The sequence below is a fragment of the Streptomyces sp. NPDC002536 genome (genome assembly GCF_053594995.1).
Genome location: NZ_JBSFWU010000065.1, coordinates 1 through 26,850, shown reverse-complemented (window position 1 = coordinate 26,850; position 26,850 = coordinate 1). Strand labels below are relative to the sequence as shown.

23 protein-coding genes are annotated in these 26,850 nt (G+C 68.6%); 8 read left to right on the top strand and 15 right to left on the bottom strand.

Translation table 11 applies throughout. From position 1 onward, the window contains the following. Positions 1-32: 32 nt before the first annotated feature. The 6 genes from ACWD4B_RS22940 to ACWD4B_RS22915 all read right to left on the bottom strand — a co-directional run bounded on the left by ACWD4B_RS22940 (position 33) and on the right by ACWD4B_RS22915 (position 6,816). Positions 33-2,555 (bottom strand): SpoIIE family protein phosphatase, encoded by a 2,523-nt coding sequence (locus tag ACWD4B_RS22940; protein WP_451422482.1) that lies wholly within the window; start codon positions 2,553-2,555, stop codon positions 33-35. A gap of 188 nt (positions 2,556-2,743) precedes the next feature. Beyond that, positions 2,744-3,166 (bottom strand): ATP-binding protein, encoded by a 423-nt coding sequence (locus ACWD4B_RS22935; RefSeq protein WP_171080048.1) that lies wholly within the window; start codon positions 3,164-3,166, stop codon positions 2,744-2,746. A gap of 161 nt (positions 3,167-3,327) precedes the next feature. Further along, positions 3,328-3,732: a (deoxy)nucleoside triphosphate pyrophosphohydrolase gene (locus tag ACWD4B_RS22930; RefSeq protein ID WP_451422481.1), complete on the bottom strand. Its 405-nt coding sequence runs from the start codon at positions 3,730-3,732 to the stop codon at positions 3,328-3,330. 73 nt (positions 3,733-3,805) lie between these two features. Beyond that, on the bottom strand, positions 3,806-3,985 hold the full coding sequence (locus tag ACWD4B_RS22925; protein ID WP_171080009.1) for an SPOR domain-containing protein: 180 nt from the start codon (positions 3,983-3,985) through the stop codon (positions 3,806-3,808). Between the two features lie 168 nt (positions 3,986-4,153). Next, positions 4,154-5,803: an APC family permease gene (locus tag ACWD4B_RS22920; protein ID WP_451422480.1), complete on the bottom strand. Its 1,650-nt coding sequence runs from the start codon at positions 5,801-5,803 to the stop codon at positions 4,154-4,156. Between the two features lie 260 nt (positions 5,804-6,063). Continuing rightward, positions 6,064-6,816, bottom strand: a complete 753-nt coding sequence (locus tag ACWD4B_RS22915) for a GntR family transcriptional regulator (protein ID WP_390776319.1) — start codon at positions 6,814-6,816, stop codon at positions 6,064-6,066. 441 nt (positions 6,817-7,257) lie between these two features. Here ACWD4B_RS22915 and ACWD4B_RS22910 point away from each other — a divergent pair, with 441 nt between their 5' ends. Together ACWD4B_RS22910 and ACWD4B_RS22905 are read left to right on the top strand one after the other, a co-directional pair. Next, on the top strand, positions 7,258-7,533 hold the full coding sequence (locus tag ACWD4B_RS22910; protein ID WP_187818016.1) for a hypothetical protein: 276 nt from the start codon (positions 7,258-7,260) through the stop codon (positions 7,531-7,533). Further along, positions 7,530-7,937 (top strand): PIN domain-containing protein, encoded by a 408-nt coding sequence (locus tag ACWD4B_RS22905; protein WP_451422479.1) that lies wholly within the window; start codon positions 7,530-7,532, stop codon positions 7,935-7,937. Before ACWD4B_RS22910 ends, ACWD4B_RS22905 begins: the two co-directional genes overlap by 4 nt. A 372-nt stretch (positions 7,938-8,309) precedes the next feature. On the opposite strand, the gene ACWD4B_RS22900 is transcribed toward ACWD4B_RS22905, so the two are convergent. The 6 genes from ACWD4B_RS22900 to ychF form a co-directional block, all read right to left on the bottom strand. Further along, the gene (locus ACWD4B_RS22900) at positions 8,310-9,338 is read right to left on the bottom strand and encodes a hypothetical protein (protein ID WP_451422478.1); all 1,029 of its coding nucleotides are present in this window, start codon (positions 9,336-9,338) and stop codon (positions 8,310-8,312) included. Further along, on the bottom strand, positions 9,335-10,615 hold the full coding sequence (locus tag ACWD4B_RS22895) for a CHAT domain-containing protein (RefSeq protein ID WP_451422477.1): 1,281 nt from the start codon (positions 10,613-10,615) through the stop codon (positions 9,335-9,337). The genes ACWD4B_RS22900 and ACWD4B_RS22895 overlap by 4 nt, the downstream gene beginning before the upstream one ends. 3 nt (positions 10,616-10,618) lie before the next feature. Continuing rightward, positions 10,619-14,194 carry a type I restriction endonuclease subunit R gene (locus tag ACWD4B_RS22890; protein ID WP_451422476.1) on the bottom strand — a complete coding sequence of 1,192 codons (3,576 nt, stop codon included), beginning with the start codon at positions 14,192-14,194 and terminating at the stop codon, positions 10,619-10,621. After that, positions 14,194-15,486, bottom strand: coding sequence for a restriction endonuclease subunit S (locus ACWD4B_RS22885; protein ID WP_451422475.1), 1,293 nt, complete (start codon positions 15,484-15,486; stop codon positions 14,194-14,196). Before ACWD4B_RS22885 ends, ACWD4B_RS22890 begins: the two co-directional genes overlap by 1 nt. Next, positions 15,483-17,228, bottom strand: coding sequence for an N-6 DNA methylase (locus ACWD4B_RS22880; protein WP_451422474.1), 1,746 nt, complete (start codon positions 17,226-17,228; stop codon positions 15,483-15,485). The genes ACWD4B_RS22885 and ACWD4B_RS22880 overlap by 4 nt, the downstream gene beginning before the upstream one ends. A gap of 289 nt (positions 17,229-17,517) precedes the next feature. Next, on the bottom strand, positions 17,518-18,606 hold the full coding sequence (ychF, locus tag ACWD4B_RS22875) for a redox-regulated ATPase YchF (protein WP_451422473.1): 1,089 nt from the start codon (positions 18,604-18,606) through the stop codon (positions 17,518-17,520). A gap of 221 nt (positions 18,607-18,827) precedes the next feature. Here ychF and ACWD4B_RS22870 point away from each other — a divergent pair, with 221 nt between their 5' ends. After that, positions 18,828-19,451: a DUF6542 domain-containing protein gene (locus ACWD4B_RS22870; protein ID WP_451422472.1), complete on the top strand. Its 624-nt coding sequence runs from the start codon at positions 18,828-18,830 to the stop codon at positions 19,449-19,451. On the opposite strand, the gene ppgK is transcribed toward ACWD4B_RS22870, so the two are convergent. Together ppgK and ACWD4B_RS22860 are read right to left on the bottom strand one after the other, a co-directional pair. Beyond that, on the bottom strand, positions 19,348-20,112 hold the full coding sequence (gene ppgK / locus ACWD4B_RS22865) for a polyphosphate--glucose phosphotransferase (RefSeq protein WP_451422471.1): 765 nt from the start codon (positions 20,110-20,112) through the stop codon (positions 19,348-19,350). The genes ACWD4B_RS22870 and ppgK overlap by 104 nt on opposite strands. A 30-nt stretch (positions 20,113-20,142) precedes the next feature. After that, positions 20,143-21,132 (bottom strand): 4-hydroxy-3-methylbut-2-enyl diphosphate reductase, encoded by a 990-nt coding sequence (locus tag ACWD4B_RS22860; protein ID WP_451422470.1) that lies wholly within the window; start codon positions 21,130-21,132, stop codon positions 20,143-20,145. Between the two features lie 152 nt (positions 21,133-21,284). Between ACWD4B_RS22860 and ACWD4B_RS22855 the strand changes: the two genes are divergently transcribed. The 4 genes from ACWD4B_RS22855 (at position 21,285) to ACWD4B_RS22840 (ending at position 24,871) form a co-directional block, all read left to right on the top strand. Beyond that, positions 21,285-22,649: an APC family permease gene (locus tag ACWD4B_RS22855; RefSeq protein WP_451422469.1), complete on the top strand. Its 1,365-nt coding sequence runs from the start codon at positions 21,285-21,287 to the stop codon at positions 22,647-22,649. A gap of 45 nt (positions 22,650-22,694) precedes the next feature. Further along, complete coding sequence (gene xseA / locus ACWD4B_RS22850; protein WP_451422468.1) at positions 22,695-23,915, top strand: exodeoxyribonuclease VII large subunit; 1,221 nt, start codon at positions 22,695-22,697, stop codon at positions 23,913-23,915. A gap of 10 nt (positions 23,916-23,925) precedes the next feature. Then, on the top strand, positions 23,926-24,156 hold the full coding sequence (locus ACWD4B_RS22845) for an exodeoxyribonuclease VII small subunit (RefSeq protein ID WP_451422467.1): 231 nt from the start codon (positions 23,926-23,928) through the stop codon (positions 24,154-24,156). A gap of 124 nt (positions 24,157-24,280) precedes the next feature. Continuing rightward, positions 24,281-24,871, top strand: coding sequence for a malonic semialdehyde reductase (locus tag ACWD4B_RS22840; RefSeq protein WP_451422466.1), 591 nt, complete (start codon positions 24,281-24,283; stop codon positions 24,869-24,871). Between the two features lie 73 nt (positions 24,872-24,944). Here the strand turns inward: ACWD4B_RS22840 and ACWD4B_RS22835 are convergent, their stop codons facing one another. Further along, complete coding sequence (locus ACWD4B_RS22835; RefSeq protein WP_451422465.1) at positions 24,945-25,526, bottom strand: DUF4245 domain-containing protein; 582 nt, start codon at positions 25,524-25,526, stop codon at positions 24,945-24,947. Positions 25,527-25,689: 163 nt separating this feature from the next. Here ACWD4B_RS22835 and glpX point away from each other — a divergent pair, with 163 nt between their 5' ends. After that, positions 25,690-26,721, top strand: a complete 1,032-nt coding sequence (glpX, locus tag ACWD4B_RS22830; RefSeq protein WP_451422464.1) for a class II fructose-bisphosphatase — start codon at positions 25,690-25,692, stop codon at positions 26,719-26,721. The last annotated feature ends 129 nt before the right edge of the window (positions 26,722-26,850 follow it).

The window sequence follows — 26,850 nt, the reverse complement described above, 5'->3', positions numbered from 1 at the left end:
ACTGCGCGACCAGCCACAGCCGACCCGCACCGTCAATACAGGCTGAGCAACGCCTCAACGGCGTCAGGCGGCGGCGAATCCCCATCCGGCAACGCCATTTCGAACCAAACGGTCTTCCCGCGCGGAATCCGCCGACTCCCCCAAGCCGCACTCAGCAGCCCGACGAGCTGGAGGCCCCTGCCTCCTTCGTCGGTGTCGCGCGCCCGACGGCGCCGCGGCTGGACCAGCCCCCCGTCCCACACCTCGCACACCAGCGTGCGGTCCAGCAGCAGCCTCAGCCGGATCTCGCCCTCGCCGTACCGGAGCGCGTTGGTGACGAGCTCGCTGACCAGGAGTTCGGTGGTGTCGACGAGGGCGTCCAGCTCCCAGGCCGTCAGCTGGTCGCGGGCCAGCTCGCGGGCGCGGGCGACCGAGCGGGGCTCGGGCGGCAGGGTCCAGTCGCCGACCCGGTCGGGCGGCAGGCCCCGGACCTTGGCCATGAGCAGGGCGATGTCGTCCTCGCCGTGGTGGGTGTCCAGGGCGCCCAGCACGTGGTCGCAGACGTCCTCCAGCGGGCGGCCGGGGTCGTGCAGGGCCTCGCGGAAGGCCTCCAGGCCCTCGTCCAGCGGATGGTCCCGGGACTCGACCAGGCCGTCGGTGTAGAGAGCGAGCAGCGCGCCCTCGGGGAGCTCGACGACCGTCTCCTCGAAGGGCTCGCCCCCGACGCCCAGCGGCATGCCCGGCGGCACGTCCAGCAGCATCGCGGGCTCGCCCTCCTCGACCAGGACGGGCGGCAGGTGCCCGGCGTTGGCCACCGTGCAGCGCCGGGTGACCGGGTCGTAGACGGCGTAGACGCAGGTGGCCAGGTAGACCTCGGAGAGGTCGGAGGGCCGGATGCTGCCGCGCACCCCGCGCGGGGCGGACTGCTTGCCGCCGGGCCGGCCGAGGCCGTGGGCGATCTCGTCGAGCGCGGAGAGCACCTCGGCCGGCTCCAGGTCGAGCATGGCCAACGTGCGTACGGCGGTGCGCAGTTCGCCCATGGCGACGGCCGCGCGCAGGCCGCGTCCCATGACGTCGCCGACGACCAGTGCGGTGCGGTGCCCGGGCAGCTCGATGACGTCGAACCAATCACCGCCGATCTCGGTGGCCGCGTTGCCCGGCAGGTAGCGGCAGGCGATGTCGAGGCCCGCGGCCTCCGGGTCGCCCGGGGGCAGCAGGCTGCGCTGGAGGATCAGCGCCCGCTCGTGCTCGCGCCGGTAGAGCCGGGCGTTGTCGATGCAGACGGCGGCGCGGGCCGCCAGCTCGACGGCGAGGGCGGTGTCGCGCTCGCCGAACGGCTCGCTGCCCTTGGTGCGGGAGAACTGGGCCAGCCCCACCACGGTGTCCCGGGCGACCATCGGCACCGCCAGCGTGGACTGCACGACGGCGCCCAGCTCCGGGCCGCCCTCCTCGCCGTCGCGGCAGGGGACGTTCTGCACGTGGGCCGTGCGCAGCGCCTGGGCGCAGGGCGAGTGGAACGGGTACCGGTGCACCTCGCCGACCTGGACGGACTTGTGGTCCGCGTCGACGGGCACCCCGGAGACCGCGCTGGAGTAGGCCACGCGCCGCAGTTCGCCGCTGCCGTCGGCGAGTCCGGGCGGCGCCTCGTCGCCGACGAGCAGGCCCTGGTAGAGGTCGACGGAGGCCAGGTCGCAGAACTGCGGGACGGCGACGTCCAGCAACTCACGGGCGGTGGTCTCCAGGTCCAGCGAGTTGCCGATGCGCGCGCCCGCCTCGTTGAGCAGCGCGAGGTTGCGGCGCACTCCCGCGGCCTCGCGCTCCGCCCGGCGCCGTCCCGTGACGTCGGTGGCGATCGCGGCCACGCCGATCGGCCGCCCGCTGCCGCTGTGCAGCCGGTACAGCGACACCGACCAGCGGCGCCGCTCGTGCCGGCCGGGCACGGGCCCGACGAGCTGAAGGTCCGCCACCGGCTTTCCGGAGTCGAGGACCTGTCGCAGCGCGGCCGTCAGCCGCTCGGCCTCGATGCGGGGCAGAAAGTCGTGCGGGGTGCGGCCGCGGTGCCAGTCGGCGGGGCGGCCGAAAGCCTGGGCGAAACTCTCGTTGACGCGCAGCAGGGTCAGGTCCGTACCGACAAAGAAGAAGCCGAGCGGAGATTGGCCGAAAACGGCTTCCGAAGCGGCAATGTCGGTCTCTATTCCGCGCAACGCCCTGACATCGACGGCCACACAGAGCGCCGAGCGCTCGCCGCGCCGGTTCTCACTGGGCATCACATAGATCTCGGCCAGGCCCTGCTGCCGGCCGGCGTCGCCGCGCTGATAGGGCACCAGGCCGGTCCAGGCGCGCCCGTCGAGGCCGCCGTCGCCCAGGAACGGGGTGTCGGTCAGCGGCCTGCGGCGCGCGGTCGGCGCGGGGGCGAGCACGTCCAGCGGATCCCTGCCGACGGCCTGCCGGGCCGCTATGCCGAACAGCTCCGCGGCCCGCTCGCTCCACTGCTCGATGCGCCCGTCGGGTCCCAGCGAGAACGACGCCACACGAATGTGGTCGTAGAGGGAACCGGGCGGACTGTTCTGCCACATCGCCGTGGCACCCGTACCCTCCGGACCGCCCGCTGCAGTACCCGCTGGCTTTTCGCTCACGTGCCCGTCCCCTCCGGCTCATGTGCTCGCACCGGCATCAGAAGGCCGAGTATCCAGCACGGCAGGCCCTCGGAACACGGACTTCACGATCACAGCACGGTCTCAACCCGCTATGTCTTCTCCCCGTGTCAGGAAGTCGGCAAGCTCAGCTCGAACCACACCGTTTTGCCAGTAGTGGCGGGCCGGGTGCCCCAGCGCCGCGAGGCCAGGGCGACGAGCTGGAGTCCGCGGCCGCCCTCGTCGTCGGCGCCCGCGGGGCGCTCGCGGGGCGGGTCGGGCACGGGGTCGGAGACCTCGACGAGCAGGGTGGGTCCGGCGTGCGAGTACATCCGGACGCCGATGGGACCGCTGGCGTACCGCAGGGAGTTGGTGACCAGCTCGCTGACCAGCAGGACCGTCACGTCCGTGACCGCGTCGAGGCCCCATTCCCGCAGGGTGTCGCGGACGAGGGTGCGTGCCGTCCGCACGGCACCGGCCTCGGCGGGAAAGGTCCACTCGGCGAATCCGGGCGTCGAAGCCAGGGTCCCTGCGCTGTCGCTCACGCCGACCACTTCCCAGACCGCTGCGACCCCGCCGGTATGACCGGCTTTGGGGATAATAATCAGCACATACCCGGTATGGGGGCGGCCTATCGTGATCTGCGGCGTCTGTCCGCGGAGCATGCCACGTTCGGCGTAACGAGGATCCCTTCGCCGTGGGGTCCTCCGCCGGTTCACCGGGGCAGCTTCTCCAGCAGCCTCATGGCAGCCGCCACCGCGGGACGGTCCTGGTCCAGCCAGTCGACCTCGTCGACGCGGTCGGGGGTGAGCCAGCGCAGTTCGTCGTGGTCCTCAAGAGGGCGGGCCTCGCCCGACAGCAGCCGGGCCGTCCACACCTGGAGGACGTACCCGGGCTTCAGGGGCCACTCTCCGGCGATGCGCTCCAGCGGCTCGGCCTCGATGCCCAGTTCCTCGCGCAGCTCCCGCACGAGCGCCTCCCGGGGCGTCTCGCCGGGCTCCAGCTTGCCGCCGGGCAGCTCCCAGCGGCCGGCCAGCTCGGGCGGGGCACTGCGCCGCGCGGCCAGCAGCCGCCCCCGGTCGAAGACCGCTCCGCCCACCACCACACGCACCGTAGCCATGGCGGGAAAGTCTAGGCGGTCCTACGAAACTTCCCCGCGCCCCTGAGGGGCACGGGGAAGTTGCCTGTGCGGGCTAGGAGACCGCCCGGCCCACCCGCTCCACGATGTAGAGCTGCCGGTTGCCGTGGGCGTCCAGCCGGTCGGCGACGCGCTCGGCCTCCGTCCGGGTCGCATAGCGCCCGACGCGGTAGCGGTTGCCGTTCTCGTCCTGGCGGATCACCAGCCAGGGCAGGACCGGTCCGGTGTCAGTCATCGCCCCTGCCCTCCCGCCGAAGCTGCGCGCACCGGCGCACGCCCTTCGGCGCCTCCCGAAGAAACCGCAGTCCGCATATGCCCGAGCGTACGCCCGACCTTTACGCAGCGGATACGGGTTTTCACGAAGAGGTACGCATTTGGCCACCGAGGGTGGCCGCATGCGTGCTTACTTGACCTTCTCGGTCTCCGCCTCGGCGGCCGCCTCGGCCTGCTCGGCGACGAGCATCTCCTTCTCGGTCTCCACAAGCGTGGGGTTGCGCCACGCGCTGCGCACGCCCCACACGTAGAAGGCGAGGGCGATCACGACGACGACCGCGATGTCCCAGCCAGGCGCGAGGTAGCCCTTGCCGCCGAACTCGGAGCCGCCGGCCCAGGAGACCGCGGCCATCACGAGCAGGTAGGCGACCATCCAGACGCCGGCCTGCAGGTGCGGCTTGAGCTCGGCCCACGGCTTGCGCAGCTCGTACCAGGCCCAGATCGGCAGGCCGACGGCCATGATCAGGATGACCTTGCCCGTGAGCGGCCAGCGGGCCCAGTAGAGCACCAGGGAGCCGAAGGTCATCGCGACGGGCGCGATGACGGGCATCGCGCGCAGCATGACCGGGCGCTTGATGTCCGGGGCGATGCGGCGCAGCGACATCACGGCGACGGGGCCGGTGATGTACGAGATGACGGTCGCGACCGAGACGATCTCGGCGAGCGAGCCCCAGCCGCGGAAGACCGCCAGGAAGATGAAGGCGACACCCAGGTTGAGCAGCAGGGCCGGGCGCGGGACGCCGGTCTTCTTGTCGACCTTGCCGAAGACGCCGGGCAGGTGACCGTTCTCCTGGACGCCCTGGACCATCCGGGAGGTGGTGGCGGCGTAGATCATGCCGGTGCCGGACGGGGAGATGAAGGCATCCGCGTAGAGCACGATCGCGAGCCAGTTCAGGCCCCAGGCGATGGCCAGGTCGGCCAGCGGCGACTTGTAGATCGTGCCGAGCCCGGACCAGCCGTGCTGGGCCAGGTCGGAGGACGGGACGGCCATCAGGAAGGCGACCTGCAGCGCGATGTAGATCACCAGCGCGATGAGGATCGAGCCGATGACGGCCTTCGGCAGCGACTTGCCCGGGTTGCGGGCCTCGCCGGCCATGTTCAGCGGGGACTGGAAGCCGTTGAACGCCCAGACGATGCCGGAGAGCGCGACCGCGGTGAAGACCGAGCTCCAGCCGTTCGGGGTGAAGCCGCCGGCCGACTCGATGTTGTGCGTGTCGAAGTGCGACATCATCAGCGCGCCCGCGGTGAGCGCGGGGACGACGACCTTGAAGATCGTGATCGCGTTGTTGGTCTTCGCGAACAGGGTGATCGCGAACCAGTTGAGGAAGAAGTAGAAGAGCAGCAGCACGGAGGCCAGCGCGACACCGCTGCCGGTCAGCTCCTTGCCGTCGTAGAGGGACTTGGCCCAGTCCCACTTCCAGGAGCTCATGTACTGCACGGAGGCGGTCGCCTCGCCGGGAATGACGGAGACGATCGCGATCCAGTTGGCCCAGGCCGCCAGGTAGCCGGCGAGCGAGCCGTGCGAGAGCTGGCCGTAGCGGACCATGCCGCCGGCCTTCGGGAACATCGCGCCCAGCTCACTGTAGGTGAGCGCAATGGTCAGTGCGACGGCCGCTCCGATGACCCAGGCGAGGATCGCCGCAGGACCGGCGATGGCCGCGGCGCGCTGGGCGCCGAAGAGCCAGCCGGAACCGATGATCGACCCGAGGCCGATGGCCGTCAGGGCCACCGGACCAAGCGTCCGGCGGTAATTGGAGTGCGAACCCGCTTCGGTACTCAACGCCCCGGATCTCCTTTTCTTTCTTACTCCCCCACGGCAGGACACAAACCGCGCCATCGTACGAGCGATTTCGCCGAGTTGGTTCCGCAAAATGGCTCTGACCTGGGCGTCTGTGAGTTTTGCAACACCGGAAGAGGCTCTTCCACACCGGGGCGAACCGGGACAGAAGGGCCCGTTCCTACCCGCTGGTACGGACCATGACAAGGGGTTTCCGGAGCCCCGGAACCTGACTGCGAAGTCAGTTCATGTGCACGTCACGGCTACTTCACCGGGAGGTGATAGGCGACGCGATAGCGCTCGGCGAGCATCACGACATCCGCTGTCTCGACCGGACAGCCGCCCGCGAAGTACGTCCGCGAGACCACCAGAACGCAGTGCCCGGGCACCCCGCCGAGCGCCAGCGTCTCCTCCGCGAGACCCGGCCGGGCGCCCACCTCCTCGGTGACGTTGTCCACGACCAGGTCGATGGCGGCCATCCGCTCGACCACACCGCGGCCCGCCAGCGGACCCTCCTCGGGGAGCATCACGGGTGTACGGCCAGTGACCGTCAGAGGCTCCCAGGAGGTGGAGAGCATCACGGGCTCACCGGCGGAGCGGAACAGGTAGTGCGTGCGCATCACGCGGTCCCCGGGGGTGATCCGCAGCCGCCGCGCAATGGCCGCGTCCGCCATGCCCTGCTCGCTGCGCGACTCCCAGGTGCCGCCGACCCGCTCGTCGGCCTGCTCCTGGCGGAAGGGCGTCGAGTCGCCCAGCGCGCGGTAGCCCGTGCGCACCACGGCCCGCGGCACGGGCTGCTCGCGGACGTACGTCCCGGACCCGGAACGCCCCTCGACCAGGCCCTCGGCCATCAGGACCTTGCGGGCCTCCAGGGCCACCGTGTCCGAGACGCCGTACTGCTCCCGGATCCTCGCCTGGGAGGGGAGCCGGGTGTGCGGCGGCAGCTCGCCCGCCACGATCTTCTGGCGCAGATCGCCGGCCACACGGAGATATGCGGGCTGGTCACCGAATGCCACGTCCACTCCCAAGGGGTTGACAGTCCGCAACAGCTTGGCAACCGTCGGTTGCGGAGCGCAACTCTAGGCCAACGAATCACCGGATGTGGTGAATTGCAGGTCGGCGGTGCGTAGTTGAGAAGCAGCGGCACATGCGGGAAGCACGCACCGGGAGCACTTCTGCATCGATGCAGCGCGCGCAGTGGTCACGGGGAGTCAGGAACGCGAAAGGGCCGGACCCGAAGGTCCGGCCCTCATGCGGCTGTGCGGCCGTCAGACGTTGAACCGGAACTCCACCACAACCGGCCTGACCTGCGGTTATGCGGGCGCATCCCAGCACCATCCCAGCACGGGAGCCGCGACAAAGTACAAGAAGATCCAGTGGCGCCGAGACTACGCCGCCGGATGCGGGCCGCGCAGCATCTCACCCGATGTAATAGTTCCTGTACTAGACTGGCCCCTATGAAGTCACCCCGCCCCGGCGGCACGGAGAACATCTCCGTCTCGATGCCCTCGGAACTCCTCGGTGCCCTGCGGACCCGCACCGGCAAGCGCGGCGTGTCCGCGTACGTGACCGCGGCGGTCCGGCATCAACTCGCGATGGACGGCCTCGCCGAGATCGTGGCCGCCTACGAAGCCGAGCACGAACCGCTGAGCGAGGCCGAGATCCAGGCCGCGCAGCACGAACTGTTCGGTGACGCACCGGCTCCGTACGCGTCCGGCGACAGCGCCGCATGAAGGAACCCGCCGCGAGGTCCCTGGTTCTGGACTCCCAGGCACTGTCGCTGCTCCTGCGCAACGACCGCCAGATGATCACCCGGATCGAGGCCGCCCGGCGCGTAGGCGTGCCCGTCCTCGTGTCGGCCCTGACAGTGGTGGAAGCCGTCTACGGGAAGACGGACACCGCCCGGCTGCGCTGGCTTCTCTCCCGCCTTCAGGTCCAGGACGTCACCCAGGCGGACAGCCTCACCGCGGTGCAGCTCCTGAGCGACGCCGGCGGCCTGCACGGCCACAAGTACGCCATCGACGCCCTCGCCGCCGCGATGGCTCTTCGCTCCCCGGCACCCGTGCTCGTGCTGACCTCGGACCGCGACGACTGGTCGAAACTGTGCGGCGACCGTGTACAGATCAAGGAGGTCTGACCTCGGCGTTCACTCAGCTTGAATCCACCTGCTGATTGTGACATCTGGACGACGACCTTGCCCTTGGCGTGCCCCTGTTCCAGGTAGGCGAAGGCGTCGGCGGATCTACTCGAAGGGGAAGACGCGGTCGGTGACGGTCTTGAGGGTGCCCTTGTCGACGAGGCCGGCCAGTACCTCGAGGTCGGCTCCGCTGGGGTGCATGAACAGGTAGCAACGAACCCCGTGGGGTCATTTTGAAGGGCCCGGGAGGGTCAAGGTTCAGTGAGCGGTGCCACGGTCGGCTGCGCGAGACATAGCGGATGAGCGGTGGCGGCGTACACGAGTTGCGCGACGGTGCAGCTCCTCTGGCGATGGGGATCTTGGACCGTCTACTCAGCGCGAGTAGTCCGCGAGGGTGAGTAGCAGGTGTGCCGACTCAGCGCGCACGTGATCGGAATGGGCACCTGCCGGATTGAGGTGGCGCCCGCGAACGTACACGTCGGAGGCGTCGATGTTGACGAAACGGTGGTCGAGCGCGGAGTGCGGATACCGCTCGTCGAGTGGCAACAGGGGTGTGGTGAACATGGGCGCTGGGGCCGGACCAATTCCGGAGTGTCCGATGCCGGGTTGCTTCTCGGCCCGCAGGTGCCAGAACCCCGTCGCCCGGTCGTGACGCGAGTAAGTGGCGACGACGGGGCCCCTCAGCGGAGCGCCGTCATGCGCCTCGCTCGGCAGGATGTTCGGAAAGAGGGAGAGGAACGCATCCCGGCTTGCGGCCATCTGGAATAGCAGCATGCTGTCGGCGGTGAACGGGCGGGATGGCGGGTGGTCCGTCACGCTCCAGCCGAGTGTGTCATCAAGGCGGGCGTCTGCCGACCATTGGACCGCCTCGCACAGGAAGCGGCAGCCGAAGGAGTGCCCGACGAGGTGGAGGTACTGACCGTCTCGGTTGGCGAGCACGGGCGCTGCTCCAGGGTCAGCGCGCTCGGCGTCCAGATAGCCGAGGAGCCGGCCCAGGATGTGGGCGGCGTGGCCTCCTCCGTCGCGTGCACCCATCGCGTGCGCCCGGTCCCGGATCCTGCGGTAGCCGGTGGGGGTGACCAGGCTGGATGATGGCCAGCGTACGACGACACACCATGGGCTGAAGCCCTTGCCCGCTAGGGCCGGATACTGGGCCGGGGCTGTCGCAAAGACGTCGTGCGTCAGAGACAACAGCCGCTCAGCGGTGCGGTAGGCGGAATCGGGCGAGGTCTGCCAACCGTGGACATAGACGACTATGTCCGTCGCCCAGGCGGGCGGGGCGAGGCGCTCCGCGAAGTACTGGCGCAGCCAGGCCTCGGGCACAGGCTCACCTGTGTCGGCGTCGAGCAGCCAGCCCGTTGCATCCAGGTCAACGACCTCGACCGTGCCGACACGGCTCACGCCTCGCCTCCACTTGTCCGCTCCAGACGAGCATCCATGCCGCAATGCAGACCGTAGGCGAACCCCAGGGGATTTCGGTATCGGGCAGCGAAGTCCCGGGCCAACTCATGAGTGATCTGGCCAGCGGTCGCCTCCCCGCGCAAGTAGCGCGTGACGAACTCGAGCGCGTACTCGGCAGCAAACGCCTGCGGCATCGCGATCTGCGGCCCGAGCACACCCTGCGCACCGTGCTCGATGAACATGCTCCCAAGGAACGCTCGGTCCGCACTCGCCGCGGAGACTCCGGTGTGGCAGGCGTTGAGTAGGACAAGCGGTCGGAAACAACCGTGCCGGTAGTTCGCCCTTAGCTCGCGTACGGTGTGGCCGTCGAAGGGGGTGCCGTCGGTGAGCTTGATGACCAGGGTCGGGGGTTCGGGAAGGTTGCCGACGAACTCTCCGTGGCACCAGAAGTACATCAACTGCTCGTCCAGCTCGGGCTTCCCCAGATCGCGGACGAGTTCCTCATAAGTCGTTCGTACGGTGTACTCCGTGCCCGCCGTCAGTGCCTTCGCGACTTCATCCGCACGGGTGGCGCTGCCCACGCGGACGTCGTGGTTCAGGCTGACCGAGGGCCGCTCGTGGGCTGCTCCGGGCGGCCCGATCCACGCGTAGGCATCACCGGTGTGCTCGATCTGATGCCGATAGCCGAGGAAGCAAGTGAAGAGAACCTCCAAGGTTGCAGGCACGGTGGAATCTTCGGTTGTGCACAGCAAGGGCCAGGGCAGATGGAGATCGGAGTCGAACCGTACCCGCAGCCCCTCCTGGGACAAGGCCGAACGCAGGGAGTTGCGGAATATCTTGGTCGGTTCGTCGTCACCGCGCAGCAGAGTGCTAAACAGCAGTGATTCCCCGCTTCGAGCCAGATCGGCCACTACCCGGCGCAGCTCCTCCTCAGGTTCGGCCCTGAGGTCCGCAGACGTTGCGTACGGGCGCCATCGACCCTGTACAGACCGACCCAGATCGTCGACTGGCTGGAAGTCAACGAACTCCGATTTCCATCGGGCACGGAGCCGGGCCGCCACCCCATGGACCTCATCGGGCCGGGCATGCAGGTCAACCTTATGTTCGGTGCCGTGGAGTGCCGGAACGGCCGATCCTGACATCCGCGCCCGGATCCGACCCCCGCCGAGGACGTCGAAGCTGACGAGGAGGTCGGGAGCTGCCGTCGTCAGGTGCGGCAGGAAGCGGAAGCCGTCGCTGGGGTCCTGCACAATGCGGGTGGTCAATTCACGGGGCATCGGTCAGGCCCTCCCCGTGCGTGGCCGCAGCTGTCTATTCCCCGGCCCACTGGGCTTCGTCTCCGTGATGGACAGGTCGGACTCCACCTGCTGCAAGACGGTGCCTGTGTCGTGATGCACCAGGGTGAACCGGATCCGGTGTGTACCGGGCTCCAGGGCCGTGAAGCGGAACGGCTCGGATTCGGCGTCTCCAGGGTGGTACGCCATTGTGGCTGGTGCAACCTCCGCGCCACTCAACGGCACGGCCACGATGTCCAGCGCGGGCCGCTCACCCGGGCGGGCCCAAGGATGCCGGGACTCAGCGACCAGCTTCAGTGTCACGTGTACTGGAGTCCCCACACTGGGGTTGTCGTCCAAGAGCGTCAGATGCGCTCGGCAGCGTGGCGGTGCCGAAAGCGCCGGAGGTGCCACGTCAACATCAACCACGCTGCCGGCGACTGCATAGGGGGCGACCGCTGCTTCGTAGAAGGCATCCGCGAGGGCCACGATGATCGAGTTGATCGCCGGCCCGTCGGTGAAGAAGTAGTCAGCCATCGTATTGTGGGCGTCCTGGTTGTCTGCGACTGCCTCCGTGACGGCGGCTTGGAAGTCCTGTGACTCCAGGAACTGCTTCTTAGAGTTCACCTTAGTTTGCTGGACCAGGTTCGGGTCAGCGAGCAGCAGTTGCAAGAGGCCCTGTACAAACTCCCTGATCTGGGAAGCAGCGAACGTTTCGGCGCCGAAGAGGTCGTTCATCTTGTCTATGACGACCTGAAGCGCGACGTACTTCGGATCCTTCTTCGCTCCCGTACCGGCGGCGCTGATGCCCTTCAGCTGCCCGTCACCCACGAGTGAGATGTCGACCGGGATCGCCTTGGTGTGATTGACCCCAACCAACACCACGTCGGAGAGGTCCACGTCGGCTGCCCAAGCGGACTCGGCAATCACTTTCTCCAGCAGGCGCAGGAAGATCGAGAGCATCTCCATGTAGGGATCGCCGTAGTCAACGATCTGGGACATGAAGTCGTAGAGCCGTACGTAGGTGGAGACGTCCTTCCGGAACAGGTCGAGCTCCTGGAGCTTTACCTGGTCTTCCTCCTCGATCGCCCGCGCGTAGCGGCGCCGGAAATCGTGCTGCGCCGGGCTGATCGCTGCCGAGAGAGCATTGTTGCCCTTCCGTGTCACCCACAGTTCGGCGACCTTGCGGACGTCATCCTCGGTGTAGATCCCGGCCTGGGCAAGCTTGTTAGCCAGGTGGACGACGACGTACGGGTCGGTCTCGGTCTCCAAAGTCGCGTTCTTGAAGTACGGCTCGAAGGCTGTCTTGATGTCCGCGGGCTTGTTGGCGAAGTCGATGACGAACGTCTTGCGCTTCTGCTCCCCGCCTGCGGTGCGGTGGGTGCGGTTGAGCCGTGAGAGCGTCTGCACCGCGGTGACCCCTGGCAGCTTCTTGTCGATGTACATCGCCGAGAGCAGGGGCTGGTCGAAGCCTGTCTGGAACTTGTTAGCGACCAGCATGACCTTGTAGGTGTCGCCTTTGAACGCGGCTGCCAGGTCAGCTCCGGCGCCGGGGTTCATATTGGCCTCGGTGAACTCGTCGTCCTCCGACGGCTGCGGGCCCCAGTTGCTGTGCCAGGTCTCGTCCTCGGGCATCGTCACCCCGCCCGAGAAGGCAACCAGGGTGCGGTAGTTGTACGAGGCGTCCTCGGCGCGGCGTTTGGCGATGTAGGAATCTATCGCCAGCTTGTACTTCACCGCGGACTTTCGTGAGCCGGTGACCACCATCGCCTTCGCCTTCCCTTCGAGGAGGTAGGCGACGTTGGCGTGGAAGTGCTCGACGATGATCTGTACCTTCTGGCTGACGTTCGTCGGGTGGAGCTGCACCCACCTCATCAGCCCCTTGCGGGCTGTAGCCTCCTCGACCTCCTTATTCCCGTCACCGCTCTCGGCCTTGCCGGCGATCTTCAACGCGGTGTCGTAGTGCTGGTAGCCCTTGAGGACGTCGAGGATGTAGCCCTCCTCGATCGCCTGCTTCATCGAGTACAGGTGGAACTCGCGCGGCTTGCCATCGGGTCCCTTGCGGCCGAACAGCTCGAGGGTCTTGCTCTTCGGCGTCGCGGTGAAGGCGAGGTAGGAGATGTTCTCCGACTCGGCACGCTCGGTCATCTCCGAGGCCAGTACCGACTCCACATCGACCTCGCCGCCCTCCTCGATCTCCTTGATCTCCTCGGCCGTCAGCACCTGCTTCAGCTTCGAGGAAATCTGCCCCGACTGTGAGGAGTGCGCCTCATCAGCGATCACGGCGAACCGCTTGCCCTTCAGGCCGGTGTCGGTCCGGATCTCCTCCAGCGCATACGGGAAGGTCTGCACCGTCACAGCGATGATGAGCTCGCCGCTTTTCAACGCCTGCGCCAGTAGACCCGACTTCGACTTCGCGCCAGCCTTACGGACGTCCTCGGGACTGATCGTCGCTACGATCTTCTTGTTCCCGTCGATCTGCCGAATCGCATCCTGCAGCTGGGAGTCGAGCACGGTACGGTCCACGACCACGATGACGGAGTCGAAGACCTTCTTGTCGTCGGCATCATGCAGTCGGGCCAGCCCGTGGGCGGTCCAAGCGATGGTGTTCGTCTTACCTGACCCGGCCGAGTGCTCGATCAAGTACCGGTGCCCGACACCCTCTTCCTTCACAGCGGCAACAATGCTCGTGACGGCCTCCCACTGGTGGAAGCGCGGGAAGAGCATGCTCGTGCGCCGCACCGAGGTGCCGGTGGTGACGTCCCACTCCTCCTTGGTCTGCACGATCATCAGCCGCCCGATGATGTTCAGCCAAGCGTGCTTCTCCCAGACGCGTTCCCATAGGTACTTCGTCGCCGACCCGCCGTCCGCACCAGGCGGGTTGCCGGCACCGCTGTCGAAGCCGATGTTGAACGGAAGGAAGTGGGTCTTGTCCCCCTCCAGCTTCGTGGTCATGGCCGCCAGGCCGTTGGAGACCGCGAAGTGCACCAGCGCACGGTGACCAAACGACAGCAGCGGCTCCGGGCGCCCGTTCGTCAGCGGTTTACGGTCGTGCTTGTACTGGTTGATCGCCTCGTCCAGCGACTGGGTGAAGTCGGTCTTCAGCTCCACCGTGGCCACCGGGAGCCCGTTGATGAAGAACACCAGATCGATGGTGCGCTGGTCGGCAGTCGAAAAGTGCACCTGCCGCACAACCCGCACCCGCATCGCCTCGTAGTGCGACACGGTGGTCGCGTTGAGAGAGGTTTCGGGGCGGAACTGCGCCATCTTCAACCGGCCGCCACCGATGTACTGAACCCCGTTGCGCAGGATGTTAAGCGTCCCGCCGCCATGCTCAAGCGGCTTGTCCAAAGCTGCGGTGAGCACGTCCAGGAACTTGGCCTGCGAGCCCGCCGCCTTCAGTGCCTTCTCGTAGGCCGGCTTCTGGGTCGCCTTCAGCCACTCGAACAGATCCGCCGGGAACAGCGCTCGCTCGCGGTCGTACTCGCCCCCGTCGTGGTCGTTCACCGAGTACAGCCAGCCGCGCGCCTCGAGGTACTCGCAGATCTCCTTCTCGAAGACCGCCTCGTTGTGGTCGGCCATCACGCCGCCTCTCGTACGTCGATCTGACCTGTCACGGCCGCCGTGATCAACGCATCGCGCCGTTCCCTAGAGAGCTCAATGAGCCGCTCCGACTCGGCGATGAGCCTGCCAATCTTCGCTACCTCCCCGTCGAGATAGGAAGCGATCCGGAGCTGTTCATCGAAAGGTGGCAACGCAACCCTCATCTGAGCGAGGTGGGTTGGGCCGAAGTGCTGGATCGTCGATCCTGTCTTGAGTGAATCAACCTGGTCAGTAAACTCGCCCGAGACTACGAACCACCGAATGAATTCCTTGCACATGCGCCCAGGCTTGATCCGAATGATCCCTGTGTAGGGGACCGCCCCCGCGGTTTCCTCAGTAACTTCGGAAACAGTCCCCATACTTGCGCTTGCACTGATGAGCAGATCACCAAGATCGACCCGGAAATGTGACCACCGCCGATCGACCTCGTTTGGGTCGAGGTAGTTGCAACCCTCAAGCGTCGATTGAGCCGTGCGCACTGAGCTGACCCTCAGGAGCGGGATGCCGTCATCGCGGAAGTCTGCAGCCATGATGCCTGGCCCCTCCTGAAACGTGATCGTGTAGCGGAGGGGCACGACGTCCCAGTGCCCTGGCACTGGTCCAGCTCCGGGAAGTCCGGAATCCTTGAGCGCAACGCCCTCATCAAGACCTCGCGCCACTGCGCCCGAGATCGCCGCCGCTTGCCGCTCTCTGAGCACCTCGATCAGGCGCTGCTGCTCTTCGATGAGGGTGTCGATGCGGGACGTCTCGCGGTCGAGGTAGTCGGCGATGGCTCGCTGTTCTTCCAGCGGCGGCACTGGGATCGCCATGCTGAGGAAGACGTCGGGGTAGATCCGAAGGCGCGACGACCAGATGCCGCGGGAGAGGCGAGTCATCTCCATCACGTACGGGGTCGATCGGTAGAGGTAGTCGTAATAATCCGGGCAGAAGGCTGCGTTCGGACGCGGCTTGTACACACCGTACGCGGGGCTCACGATGCCTGCCTGCTTCGAGACGCCGAGCGCCCCCATCCACGCCCACATCGTGTTGATGACGAGATCGCCCGCGTCCACGAGGCGGTAGCCATCGAGGCTCTCCGCTGCAGTCATCGTCACGTTCTTCTCTGACCTCGGGGTGATCCCGGTCAGGTGCGACACACTGAGAAGTTCCTCTGCGCCTTCGGACGAGACAGACAGTGACTCTGCCAGGAGTTCTTTGTTTCTGCTCCAGCGCCAGCGGGATGGGACGTTGCCGACCCAAGCCTGCTCAAGATCAAGCTGCGCTAGTGTCATCCCTCAACCTCCCGCAGCAGATCGAGGATCTTAGCGACCTGCTTCTCCAGGTCGGCGTCGATCTCCGCGAGTGGACGAGGCGGAACGTACTTGTAGAAGTGCCTCGTGAACGGGATCTCGTACCCCGTCTTGGTCTTGGCCCAGTCGATCCAGGCGTCGGGAACGTGCGGCTTCACCTCCGCATCGAAGTACGCCTGGATGACTTCGCGCTCTGCTGCCGCGCCGGCGGTCGAGCCGCCGTAGGTAAAGGGCACGTTCTCTGTGTCACGCTTCTTTGAATCGGGCTTCGGGTCACCCTTGCGGTTGACGACAGGGTTCCCGCCCTCGTCCAGCAGGGGGCGCTCGACGGTGACCGTCCAGTAGCCGAACTCGTCGTTGCGCAGCACCTTGGAGAGCTCGGGATCGGCGTCCTCGAAGTCGTCGTACAGCCGCAGGGCCTTGGCGCGGTCGGCGTCGCTGATCTCGCGTCCCTTGGCACCGAGGTTCTTGCGCATCTTGGTCCAGAACGACGTGCCGTCGATCAGTTGCACCTTGCCCTGGCGGTCGGGGTGCTTGGTGTTGTCCAGGATCCAGATGTAGGTGGCGATGCCCGTGTTGAAGAACATGTTGGTCGGCAGGGCGACGATTGCCTCGACGAGGTCGTTCTCCAGTAGCCACCGGCGGATGTTGGAAGGGCCGGATTCGGCGGCGCCGTTGAAGAGCGGAGAGCCGTTCATGACGATGCCGACGCGGCCGCCACCGTCCTCGGGTGCGCGCATCTTGTGGGCTAGGTGAAGCAGGAAGAGCATCTGTCCGTCGGAAGTCGCGGGGAGGCCCGGTGCGAAGCGGCCGTAGGGGCCGGCGGAGTCTCGCTCCTCCTTGACCGCCTTGGCGTACTGCTTCCAGTCCACGCCGTAGGGCGGATTGGACATGCAGTAGTCGAACTGGCGGCCCTTGAAGGCGTCGTCGGTGAGCGTGTTACCGAAGGCAATGTTGCTCGCGTCGTGGCCCTTGGCGAGCAGGTCGGACTTGCAGATGGCGTACGACTGCGGGTTGTACTCCTGGCCGTACAGGCCCAGCTTCGCGTCGGGGTTCCCTGCGAGCAGGTGCTCCTCTGCCAGGGAGAGCATGCCGCCGGTGCCGGCGGTGGGGTCGTACAGCGATCGGATGATGCCGCCTTCGGTGAGGTCGACATCCTTCTCCGCAAAGAGCAGGTCGACCAGCAGCCGGATCGCATCGCGCGGCGTGTAATGGTCGCCGGAGGTCTCGTTCGCTGCCTCGTTGAACTTGCGGATGATGTATTCGAAGGCGTCACCCATGTCGGCGTTCGACACCACATCGGGGTGAAGGTCGACCTTGCCGAAAGACTTGACGATCTCGCGTAGGAGCCCAGCCTTCTCCAGAGCCAGGATCTCCTTCTTGAAGTCGAAGTACTCGAACACGTCCACATCGCTGGAGAACCGGTCGATGTAGTCGGCCAGGTTGTCCGCCAGCCCGTCCGCGTCGGCCAGCAGGTTCGCGAACGAGTAGTTGGAGGTGTTGTAGAAGGTCCGTCCTGTGGCCTTCTTGACCTCGACCTTGAGCCGGTTCGGGTTCTCGAACTTCGATGCCAGCTCCCGTACCACCTCACGATCCGGCTCTAGCACGCAGTCGAGCCGCCGCAGGATCGTGAACGGGAGGACCACCGTCCCGTACTGGTTGGGGCGATAGGGGCCCCGAAGCTGGTCAGCGATTGACCAAATGAAACTACCGAGCGTGCTCACAAGTTCCTCACGAGAATCGTCTAGCGGTGCCGACCACTTTGCCAGAGCCAGCAGCCACGGTCCTACGGTTCGGCCAGCCACCGGAGTGCAACCCAGCACCGGCAGCGCATCCACGTCCCAGCACAATCCCAGCACGGCACGGATGACCAGGGATGACGACAGGTGACGAGAGGTCAGCTATCCCAGCACCATCCCAGTACGGGAAAAAACCAAGGGCCCGACCCCGAAGAGTCGGACCCTCTCTGACCTGCATGTTTGCCAGATCAGTGACGTGGTGATATGTCAGCCGCTACACATTGAACCGGAACTCCACCACGTCCCCGTCGGCCATCACGTACTCCTTGCCCTCCATGCGGGCCTTGCCGGCCGCGCGGGCCTCGGCGACGGAGCCGGTCTCGACCAGGTCGGCGAAGGAGATGACCTCGGCCTTGATGAAGCCCTTCTGGAAGTCGGTGTGGATGACACCGGCCGCCTCGGGGGCCGTGGCGCCCTTCTTGATCGTCCAGGCGCGGGACTCCTTGGGACCGGCCGTCAGGTAGGTCTGCAGGCCCAGGGTCTCGAAGCCGACGCGGGCCAGGGTGGCCAGGCCGGGCTCCTCCTGGCCGACGGACTGGAGGAGCTCCAGGGCCTCCTCGTCGTCCAGCTCGGCCAGGTCGGCCTCCAGCTTGGCGTTGAGGAAGATGGCCTCGGCGGGGGCCACCAGGGCGCGCTGCTCGTCCTTGAAGGCGTCGTCGGCCAGCTCGTCCTCGTCGACGTTGAAGACGTACAGGAAGGGCTTGACCGTCAGCAGGTGCAGGTCGTGCAGGATCTCGGCCTTCTCGGTGCCCTGGACGATGCCGGCGGAGAACAGGGTGTTCCCCTCCTCCAGGATCGCCTTGACCTCCTCGACGGCCTTGACCTTCGGGGCCACGTCCTTCTTGATCCGCGACTCCTTCACCAGACGCGGCAGGACCTTCTCGATGGTCTGCAGGTCGGCGAGGATCAGCTCGGTGTTGATGGTCTCGATGTCGTCCTTGGGCGAGACCTTGCCGTCGACGTGGACGACGTTCTCGTCCTTGAACGCGCGGATGACCTGGCAGATCGCGTCGGACTCACGGATGTTCGCCAGGAACTTGTTGCCCAGGCCCTCGCCCTCGGAGGCACCGCGGACGATGCCGGCGATGTCGACGAAGTCGACCGTGGCGGGGAGGATCTTCTGCGAGCCGAAGATCTCCGCCAGCTTGGTGAGCCGCGCGTCCGGGACGCCGACGACGCCGACGTTGGGCTCGATGGTGGCGAACGGGTAGTTGGCCGCCAGCACGTCGTTCTTGGTCAGGGCGTTGAACAGGGTCGACTTGCCGACATTGGGCAGACCGACGATTCCGATCGTGAGCGACACGTGACGACTTCCCGTAACTTCCCGTAGCGAGATTCCCGTGGCGGGGCGCCGGTACGGGAATGGTGTAAAGGGTCCGCGGCCCGGACGGGCCGGTCCCCCAGTCTACGGGTCCGCGCCGCGCCCCGGCCCCGTCCGGGTGATCGGCCGAACGCACGGCCAAGGGGGGTCAAAGGGCGTGTCCCATCCGGGGTTCCCGCGGTCCCCCGACCTACTTTGGTCGCGTGGAGCAACCCAGCACGCGTACCCCCCAGCGCAAGGTCCGCCGCGACACACCGGTGCCCCGCCCCGCCGCCCCCGTGGGACCGGGCGAGAGCAGCTCGGTCTTCCGGGCCCGGCGGCTGCCGGGCCGCACCCGGCCGCTACGGCCGCGCCGCCTGGACCAGCTGCCCCCGGCCCGCCTGACGGGCCTCGGCAGCGGGCTGCTCACCGCGCTGGTGATGCTGGCGGCCGGCAAGCTCGACGCCATGACGCTGGACGGCTCGCCCGCCGTCTACGGCGTGTGCTTCCTGCTCGCCTGCGCGGGCTGCGCCCTGTGGGTGCGCCCGGCCGAGGTGCTGACGGCGCCGGTGAGCGCGCCGATCGCCTTCGCGGTCGGCGCGCTGCCGATCAGCAGCAGCAGCGGCGGCGGCCTCGGCGCCCGGATCATGGGCCTGGTCACCGTGCTGTCGCTGCAGGCCGGCTGGCTCTACGCGGGCACTCTGCTCGCCGCGCTCATCGGGCTCTACCGGCGGGTCGCGCTGATCAGGCTGCGGCGGCGGGAACGGCACCAGCAGCGGAAGCGGCCATCGCGGCCCCCACGATCCCCGCGTTGTTCTCCAGGGCAGCAGGAACGATCTCGGCGCTGATCCCCTCGATCAGCGGCAGGAACCTGTCGGCCTTGCGGCTGACGCCGCCGCCGATGACGAAGAGTTCGGGCGAGAAGAGCATCTCCACGTGTGCGAGGTACTTCTGCACCCGGCGGGCCCAGCGTTCCCAGGTCAGCCCGCCGTCCTCCTTGGCACGGGACGAGGCGCGGGTCTCCGCGTCGTGGCCCTTGAGCTCCAGGTGGCCCAGCTCGGTGTTGGGCACCAGCCGGCCGCCGGTGAAGACGGCGCTGCCGATGCCGGTGCCGAAAGTGAGCACGACGACGGTGCCCTTGCGGCCGCGTCCGGCGCCGAAGGACATCTCGGCCAGGCCGGCCGCGTCCGCGTCGTTGAGCAGGGTGACCGGCGCGCCCAGGCGATCGCCGAGCAGGCCGGCCGCGTCCATGCCGATCCAGCCCTTGTCGACATTGGCCGCCGTCCGGGTCGTACCGCCGACGACGACGCCCGGGAAGGTCGCGCCGACGGGGCCCCGCACCCCGCCGAAGTGCCGCAGCACCTCCGCGACGCCGTCCGCGACCGCGTCCGGGGTGGCCGGGTGCGGCGTGAGCACCTTGAAGCGCTCCGCCGTCACCTCGCCGCGCGCCAGGTCGACCGGCGCGCCCTTGATGCCCGATCCGCCGATGTCCACGCCGAATACGTTCATGCCGACCACGCTACGGGGCGGCGGGCGCCGTCACCCCTCGGACGGCTGCACCTTTTCCGCGGCCTCCGCGCGCAGGTCGCGGCGGAGCTCCTTGGGGAGGGAGAAGGTGATGGACTCCTCGGCCGCGGTGATCACCTCGACGTCCCCGAAGCCGCGCTGCGCGAGCCACTCCAGGACGCCCTCGACGAGGATCTCCGGCACCGAGGCGCCCGAGGTCACGCCGACCGTGCCCACGCCCTCCAGCCAGGCCTCGTCGAGCTCCTCGGCGTAGTCCACCAGGTGCGCGTCGCGCGCGCCGGCGCCGAGGGCGACCTCGACGAGGCGGACGGAGTTGGAGGAGTTCTTCGAGCCCACGACGATCACCAGGTCGGCGTCGGCGCCCATCTGCTTGACCGCGGTCTGGCGGTTCTGCGTGGCGTAGCAGATGTCGTCGCTGGGCGGCGAGAGGAGGTTGGGGAAGCGGCCCTTGAGGGCGTCGACCGTCTCCATCGTCTCGTCGACGGACAGCGTGGTCTGGGACAGCCAGACGACCCTGTCCGGGTCGCGGACCTCGACGTTCGCCACGTCCTCCGGGCCGTCGACCAGGGTGATGTGGTCGGGCGCCTCGCCGCTGGTGCCGATGACCTCCTCGTGGCCCTCGTGACCGATGAGGAGGATGTCGTAGTCCTCATTGGCGAACCGGACGGCCTCCTTGTGGACCTTGGTGACCAGCGGGCACGTGGCGTCGATCGTCGCCAGCCTGCCGCGCGCGGCCTCCTCGTGGACCACGGGCGCGACGCCGTGCGCCGAGAAGATGACGATGTTGCCCTCGGGCACCTCCGCCGTCTCCTCGACGAAGATCGCGCCCTTCTTCTCGAGCGTCTTCACGACGTACTTGTTGTGGACGATCTCGTGGCGCACGTAGACGGGGGCACCGTACTGCTCCAGCGCCTTCTCGACGGCGATCACGGCGCGGTCCACGCCCGCGCAGTAGCCACGGGGGGCGGCGAGCAGGACCTTGCGGGCAGTGGGAGTGGTCATGGCGTCCATCGTACGGGGCGGCACCGACAGCGCGCCGGGCGCGGCTGGGGGACGATGACCAAGGAAACGTGACGATCAGGACCGTTTCCGACGAGGAACGTTCACAGGAACGTTCAACTGTTCACCCTGCTCACGGTGAAGGGACAGCCCGCATGCCCCCAACACCTGCACCTGCCTCTCCCGCCTCCGGCACCGGCACCGGAGGACTCCGCCGGGCGCTCGGCTTCCGGGATCTCGTCGTCTACGGGCTGCTGTTCATCGCCCCCATGGCGCCCGTCGGCGTCTTCGGCACGCTGGACGCCAAGTCGCACGGGGCGGTCGCGCTGGTCTACGTCGTGGCGACGGTCGCGATGGGGTTCACGGCCTTCTCGTACGCGCAGATGGTGCGGGTCGCCCCCAAGGCGGGGTCGGTCTACGCGTACGCGCGCGTGGGGCTCGGCGAGGGCGCGGGGTTCATCGCCGGGTGGATGGCGATGCTGGACTACCTGCTGATCCCGGCGGTGGCCTACCTCTTCTCGGGGATCGCGCTGCACGCGCTCGTCCCGTCCGTCCCGCAGTGGGTGTGGACGGCGATCGCGGTGGTCGTGACGACCGCACTGAACCTGTGGGGCGTGCGGGCCGCCGCACGGGTCGGCTTCCTGGTGCTGGCCATGGAGATCGCGGTGCTGCTCGTCTTCGTGGTCGCGGCGTGCGTGGCGCTCGCGGAACACGGGCCCCGGCGCGACTGGCTGTCCCCGCTCAGCGGGGTGGGCGGGTTCTCCTGGAACGCGGTGCTGGCCGCCGTGTCGGTGGCGGTGCTGTCGTACCTGGGCTTCGACGCGATCGCCGCGTTCGCGGAGGAGTCGGCCGGGGGGAGCGAGAAGGTCGCGCGGGCGGTGCTGACGTGTCTGGCGGTGGCGGGTGTGCTGTTCGTCCTGCAGGCGTACCTGGCCGCGCTGCTCGCACCGATGTCACCGCAGGAGCTGGCGGCGAAGCCGGTCCGCCAGGGGGCGGCGTTCTACGACACGGTCGATGCGGCGGCGGGTACGTGGCTGCACGACCTGGTGGCCGCGAGCAAGGCGGTCGGTGCGGCGTTCGCCGCGCTGGCCGGGCAGGCGGCGGCCGGGCGGCTGCTGTTCGCCATGGCGCGGGACCGGCGGCTTCCGGCCCTTCTGGCGAAGGTGGACCGGGGGTCCGGGGTGCCGCGGCCGGCCGTGCTGGGCTCGGCGGTCGTGACGCTGTGCGCCGCCGTGTGGGCGGCGCGACGGGACGACGGGCTGGACCGGCTGGTGTCCGTGGTGGACGTGGGGGCGCTGGTGGCGTTCGGGCTGCTGCACCTTTCGGTGCTGGGGTGGTTCGCGGTGCGGAAGCGCTCGCGCTTGGCGCGGCATGTGGTGGTGCCGCTCGCCGGCTTGGCCGTGGTGATCGTGGTGATCGCCCGCGCGGCCGGGACCGCCCAGGTGGTGGGCGGTCTCTGGCTGGCGGCCGGACTGGGCGTGCTGGGCGCCGAGATCTTCCGGCGTTCCTCGCCGGGGTGACCGCAACCCCCTGCCCCGTCACAGCCCGCCGCTAGGCTCGACCGCATGGCTGCAACCACGTCCCCCGAAGCGCCGCTCCCCGTCAGTGAGGTGAGCCGGCTCGTCGGCGGGTGGATCGACCGGCTCGGTGCCGTCTGGGTGGAGGGGCAGATCACCCAGCTGTCCCGGCGCCCCGGCGCCGGCGTCGTGTTCCTGACGCTGCGCGACCCCTCGCACGACGTCTCCCTCTCGGTCACCTGCTACCGCGCCGTCTTCGACCGCGTCGCCGACGTCGTCACCGAGGGCGCCCGCGTCGTGGTGCACGCCAAGCCCGAGTGGTACGCCCCGCGCGGCCAACTGTCGTTGCGGGCCGCCGAGATCAGGCCCGTGGGGGTCGGGGAGCTGCTGGCGCGGCTGGAGCAGCTGAAGAAGTCCCTTGCCGCGGAAGGGCTGTTCGCGGCGGAGCGCAAGCGGCCGCTGCCGTTCCTGCCGCAGCTGATCGGGCTGGTCTGCGGCCGCGCCTCCGCCGCCGAGCGCGATGTGCTGGAGAACGCCCGGCACCGCTGGCCCGCCGTGCGTTTCGAGGTGCGCAACGTCCCGGTGCAGGGCGTGCACGCGGTGCCGCGCGTCATCGAGGCGGTGCAGGAGCTGGACGCGCTGCCCGAGGTGGACGTGATCGTCGTGGCCCGCGGCGGCGGCAGTGTGGAGGATCTGCTGCCGTTCTCCGACGAGCAGCTGATCCGCGTGGTGTCCGCGTGCCGCACGCCCGTCGTGTCGGCGATCGGGCACGAACCGGACACCCCACTGCTGGACCTGGTGGCCGACCTGCGGGCCTCCACGCCGACGGACGCGGCGAAGCGGGTCGTGCCGGACGTGGGCGAGGAGCTCGCGCGCGTGCAGCACCTGCGCGAGCGCGCCCTGCGCTGTGTGACGGGGCTGCTGGACCGCGAGGAGCGCGGCCTGGCGGCGGCTCTGGCGCGCCCGTCCATGGAACGTCCGCAGCGGATGGTGGACGAGCGCGAGGAGCAGATCGCCGCGCTCGAGGGCCGGGCCCGCCGCACCCTGGGCCACCTGCTGGACCGGGCGGACTCGGAGCTGACGCACACCCTGGCCCGGGTGGTCTCGCTGTCCCCCGCCGCGACGCTGCGCCGCGGCTATGCGGTGCTGCAGCACGCCGACGGCTCCGTGGTGCGCACGGCGGACGAGGTCACGGCGGACGAGGAGCTGCGGGCGCGGGTCGCGGAGGGCGGGTTCACGGTGCGGGCCGTTGTCGGCCCCCCGGCCTAGGCTGGTGCGCATGGCAACGGAGGCAGAGGCAGAGGCGGCGCTGGGCTACGAGCAGGCGCGGGACGAGCTGATCGAGGTGGTGCGCCGCCTGGAGGCGGGCGGTACGACGCTGGAGGAGTCGCTCGCGCTGTGGGAGCGCGGCGAGGAGCTGGCGAAGGTGTGCCGCCGCTGGCTGGACGGCGCCCGGGCGCGGCTGGACGCGGCGCTGGCCCGGGAGGAGGAGGGGGCCGGCGAGGACTGACGGCCAGGGGGGCGACGGGGGGCGCGGAGTGACTCCCTCCACATTTAGTTGAAAGTTAATACACTTTGCGCCTAGAGTGGCTGTCGCCAGCTTGAAAACCCCACGCGACAGGTGGTGTCCCCCCATGACCCTCGCCCTCGACAAGGCCGCCCAGGACCTTCTCTTCCGCGCGGCCCACACGGCCAACGCGTTCACCGAGGAGCCCGTCACCGACGAGCAGATGCAGGCCGTCTACGACCTGATCAAGCTCGCTCCGACCGCCTTCAACCAGTCCCCGCTGCGCGTGGTCCTGGTCCGCTCCACGGAGGCCCGCGAGCGCCTGGTCCCCCTCATGTCCGAGGGCAACCGGGCCAAGACCGGCGCCGCCCCGCTGGTCGCGATCCTCGCCGCGGACAACGAGTTCCACGAGGAGCTGCCGGCCCTCTTCCCGGCCTTCCCGCAGGCCAAGGACCTCTTCTTCGCCGAGCGCGCGGCCCGCGAGTCGTCCGCCACGCTCAACGGCGCCCTGCAGGCGGGGTACTTCATCCTCGGCCTGCGCGCCGCCGGCCTGGCCGCCGGCCCGATGACCGGCTACGACGCCGCGGCCGTGCAGAAGGAGTTCCTGGACGACGACCACACGCCGCTGATGATCGTCAACATCGGCCGCCCGGCCGAGGACGCCTACCGCCCGCGCGGCCCGCGCCTGGACTTCGACCAGGCCGTGACGACCGTCTGAGTCGCACGACAGCACGACAGAGGGCCGGGCGCCGTTGCGGCGCCCGGCCCTCTGCGTGTTTCAGCTGCGTGTGTCAGCCCGCCGGCGACGCCGACGGAGCCGCCGCAGGCGCCGCCGCCTTCTCCGCCTTGAGCGCGGCGGCCATCTCCGTCAGCCGCTCCCACGACGCGGTACCGGTGACCACCGTCGTCACCCCGTTCCCCTCGTGCACCAGGGCGTTGTACTTCGAGCCCTCGTAGCGCTGCCAGGTGAGGCCGCCCGCCTGCACGGTCCTGTCGGTCTTCCCGGCCTGCTGGGTGGCATCGTCGACGAAGACGGCAGGCGAACCGTTGCTCTGCTCGACCCCCACGTACTCCGTCTGCGGGTCGAGGAAGCCCAGGTGCCACACGGAGCCCATCTTGCTCTGCGGCTCGTAGCGGACCGACGTCGCGCGCCAGCCCTCGCCGAGCCCCTCGGGCCCGGCCACCGCGTACGGCGCGGCGCGCCGGGCCGCGTTCAGCTCCACCTGGTAGCCGATCGTCCGCACCGGGTTCTTCCCGGCGTCGTGCGGGATGAACAGGTAGCTCAACCACGCCACCGGTATCACGACCGCCATGGACAGCACCATGTTGCGGATCTTCTGCTTCTTGCCGTCTCTGCCTGCCACGTCCCCCATCGTCCCCCATGCCTCTGCCGATCTTTACGCAGGTGGCCCGGCATGCCGCGAAACAGGCCTTGACGCTGCTCATGCGTGGGGGGCCCTGCTCATTCTCGCAATCAACAGATAAAGTCATGAGCACCCTCACCCACGGCCGCCGCCGTACAGAAAGGTCCGCCCGATGACCGATCATCACCTGCCGTCCCAGCTCGAGGTCAGCCCCGAGGCACCCGACAGGAACCTTGCGCTGGAGCTCGTCCGGGTCACCGAGGCCGGGGCCATGGCCTCGGGCCGCTGGGTCGGCCGCGGCGACAAGAACGGTGCCGACGGCGCGGCCGTGCGGGCCATGCGGGCGCTGATCCACACCGTCTCGATGGACGGCGTCGTCGTCATCGGCGAGGGCGAGAAGGACAACGCCCCGATGCTCTACAACGGCGAGCGCGTGGGCGACGGGACGGGCGCGGAGTGCGACGTCGCCGTGGACCCGGTGGACGGCACGACGCTCACCGCCAAGGGCATGGCCAACGCGGTCTCCGTGATGGCCGTCGCCGAGCGGGGCACCATGTTCGACCCGTCCGCGGTCTTCTACATGGACAAGCTCGTCACCGGCCCCGAGGCGGCCGACTTCGTCGACATCAACGCCCCGGTCGGCGTCAACATTCGCCGCATCGCGAAAGCGAAGCGCTCCTCCCCCGAGGACGTCACCGTCGTCGTCCTGGACCGCCCCCGCCACGAGGGCATCGTCAAGGAGATCCGCGAGGCGGGCGCCCGCATCAAGTTCATCGCCGACGGCGACGTGGCCGGCGCCATCATGGCCGCGCGCGAAGGCACGGGCGTGGACCTGCTGCTGGGCGTCGGCGGCACCCCGGAGGGCATCATCGCGGCCTGTGCGATGAAGTGCCTCGGCGGCACCATCCAGGCCAAGCTGTGGCCGAAGGACGACGAGGAGCGGCAGCGCGCGCTCGACGCCGGGCACGACCTGGACCGCGTCCTGCACACCGAGGACCTGGTCAGCGGGGAGAACGTGTTCTTCGTCGCCACCGGCATCACCGACGGCGAGCTGCTGCGCGGCGTCCGCTACCGCGCGGAGACCGCGACCACGCAGTCGCTGGTGATGCGCTCCAAGTCCGGCACGATCCGGCTGATCGAGTCCGAGCACCGGCTGTCGAAGCTGCGCGCCTACAGCTCGATCGACTTCGAGCGCCCGAGCTGATCTCGCCCCAGCCGACGCGCCCCAACGGGGCGCGGGGCGGTTTCTCCCCCAGCTACCGCTGGGAGGTACCCCCAGCGGCTCCGCCGCGTGGGCGCGACCAGCCACAACGGGAGATTGGTAGAGCACACG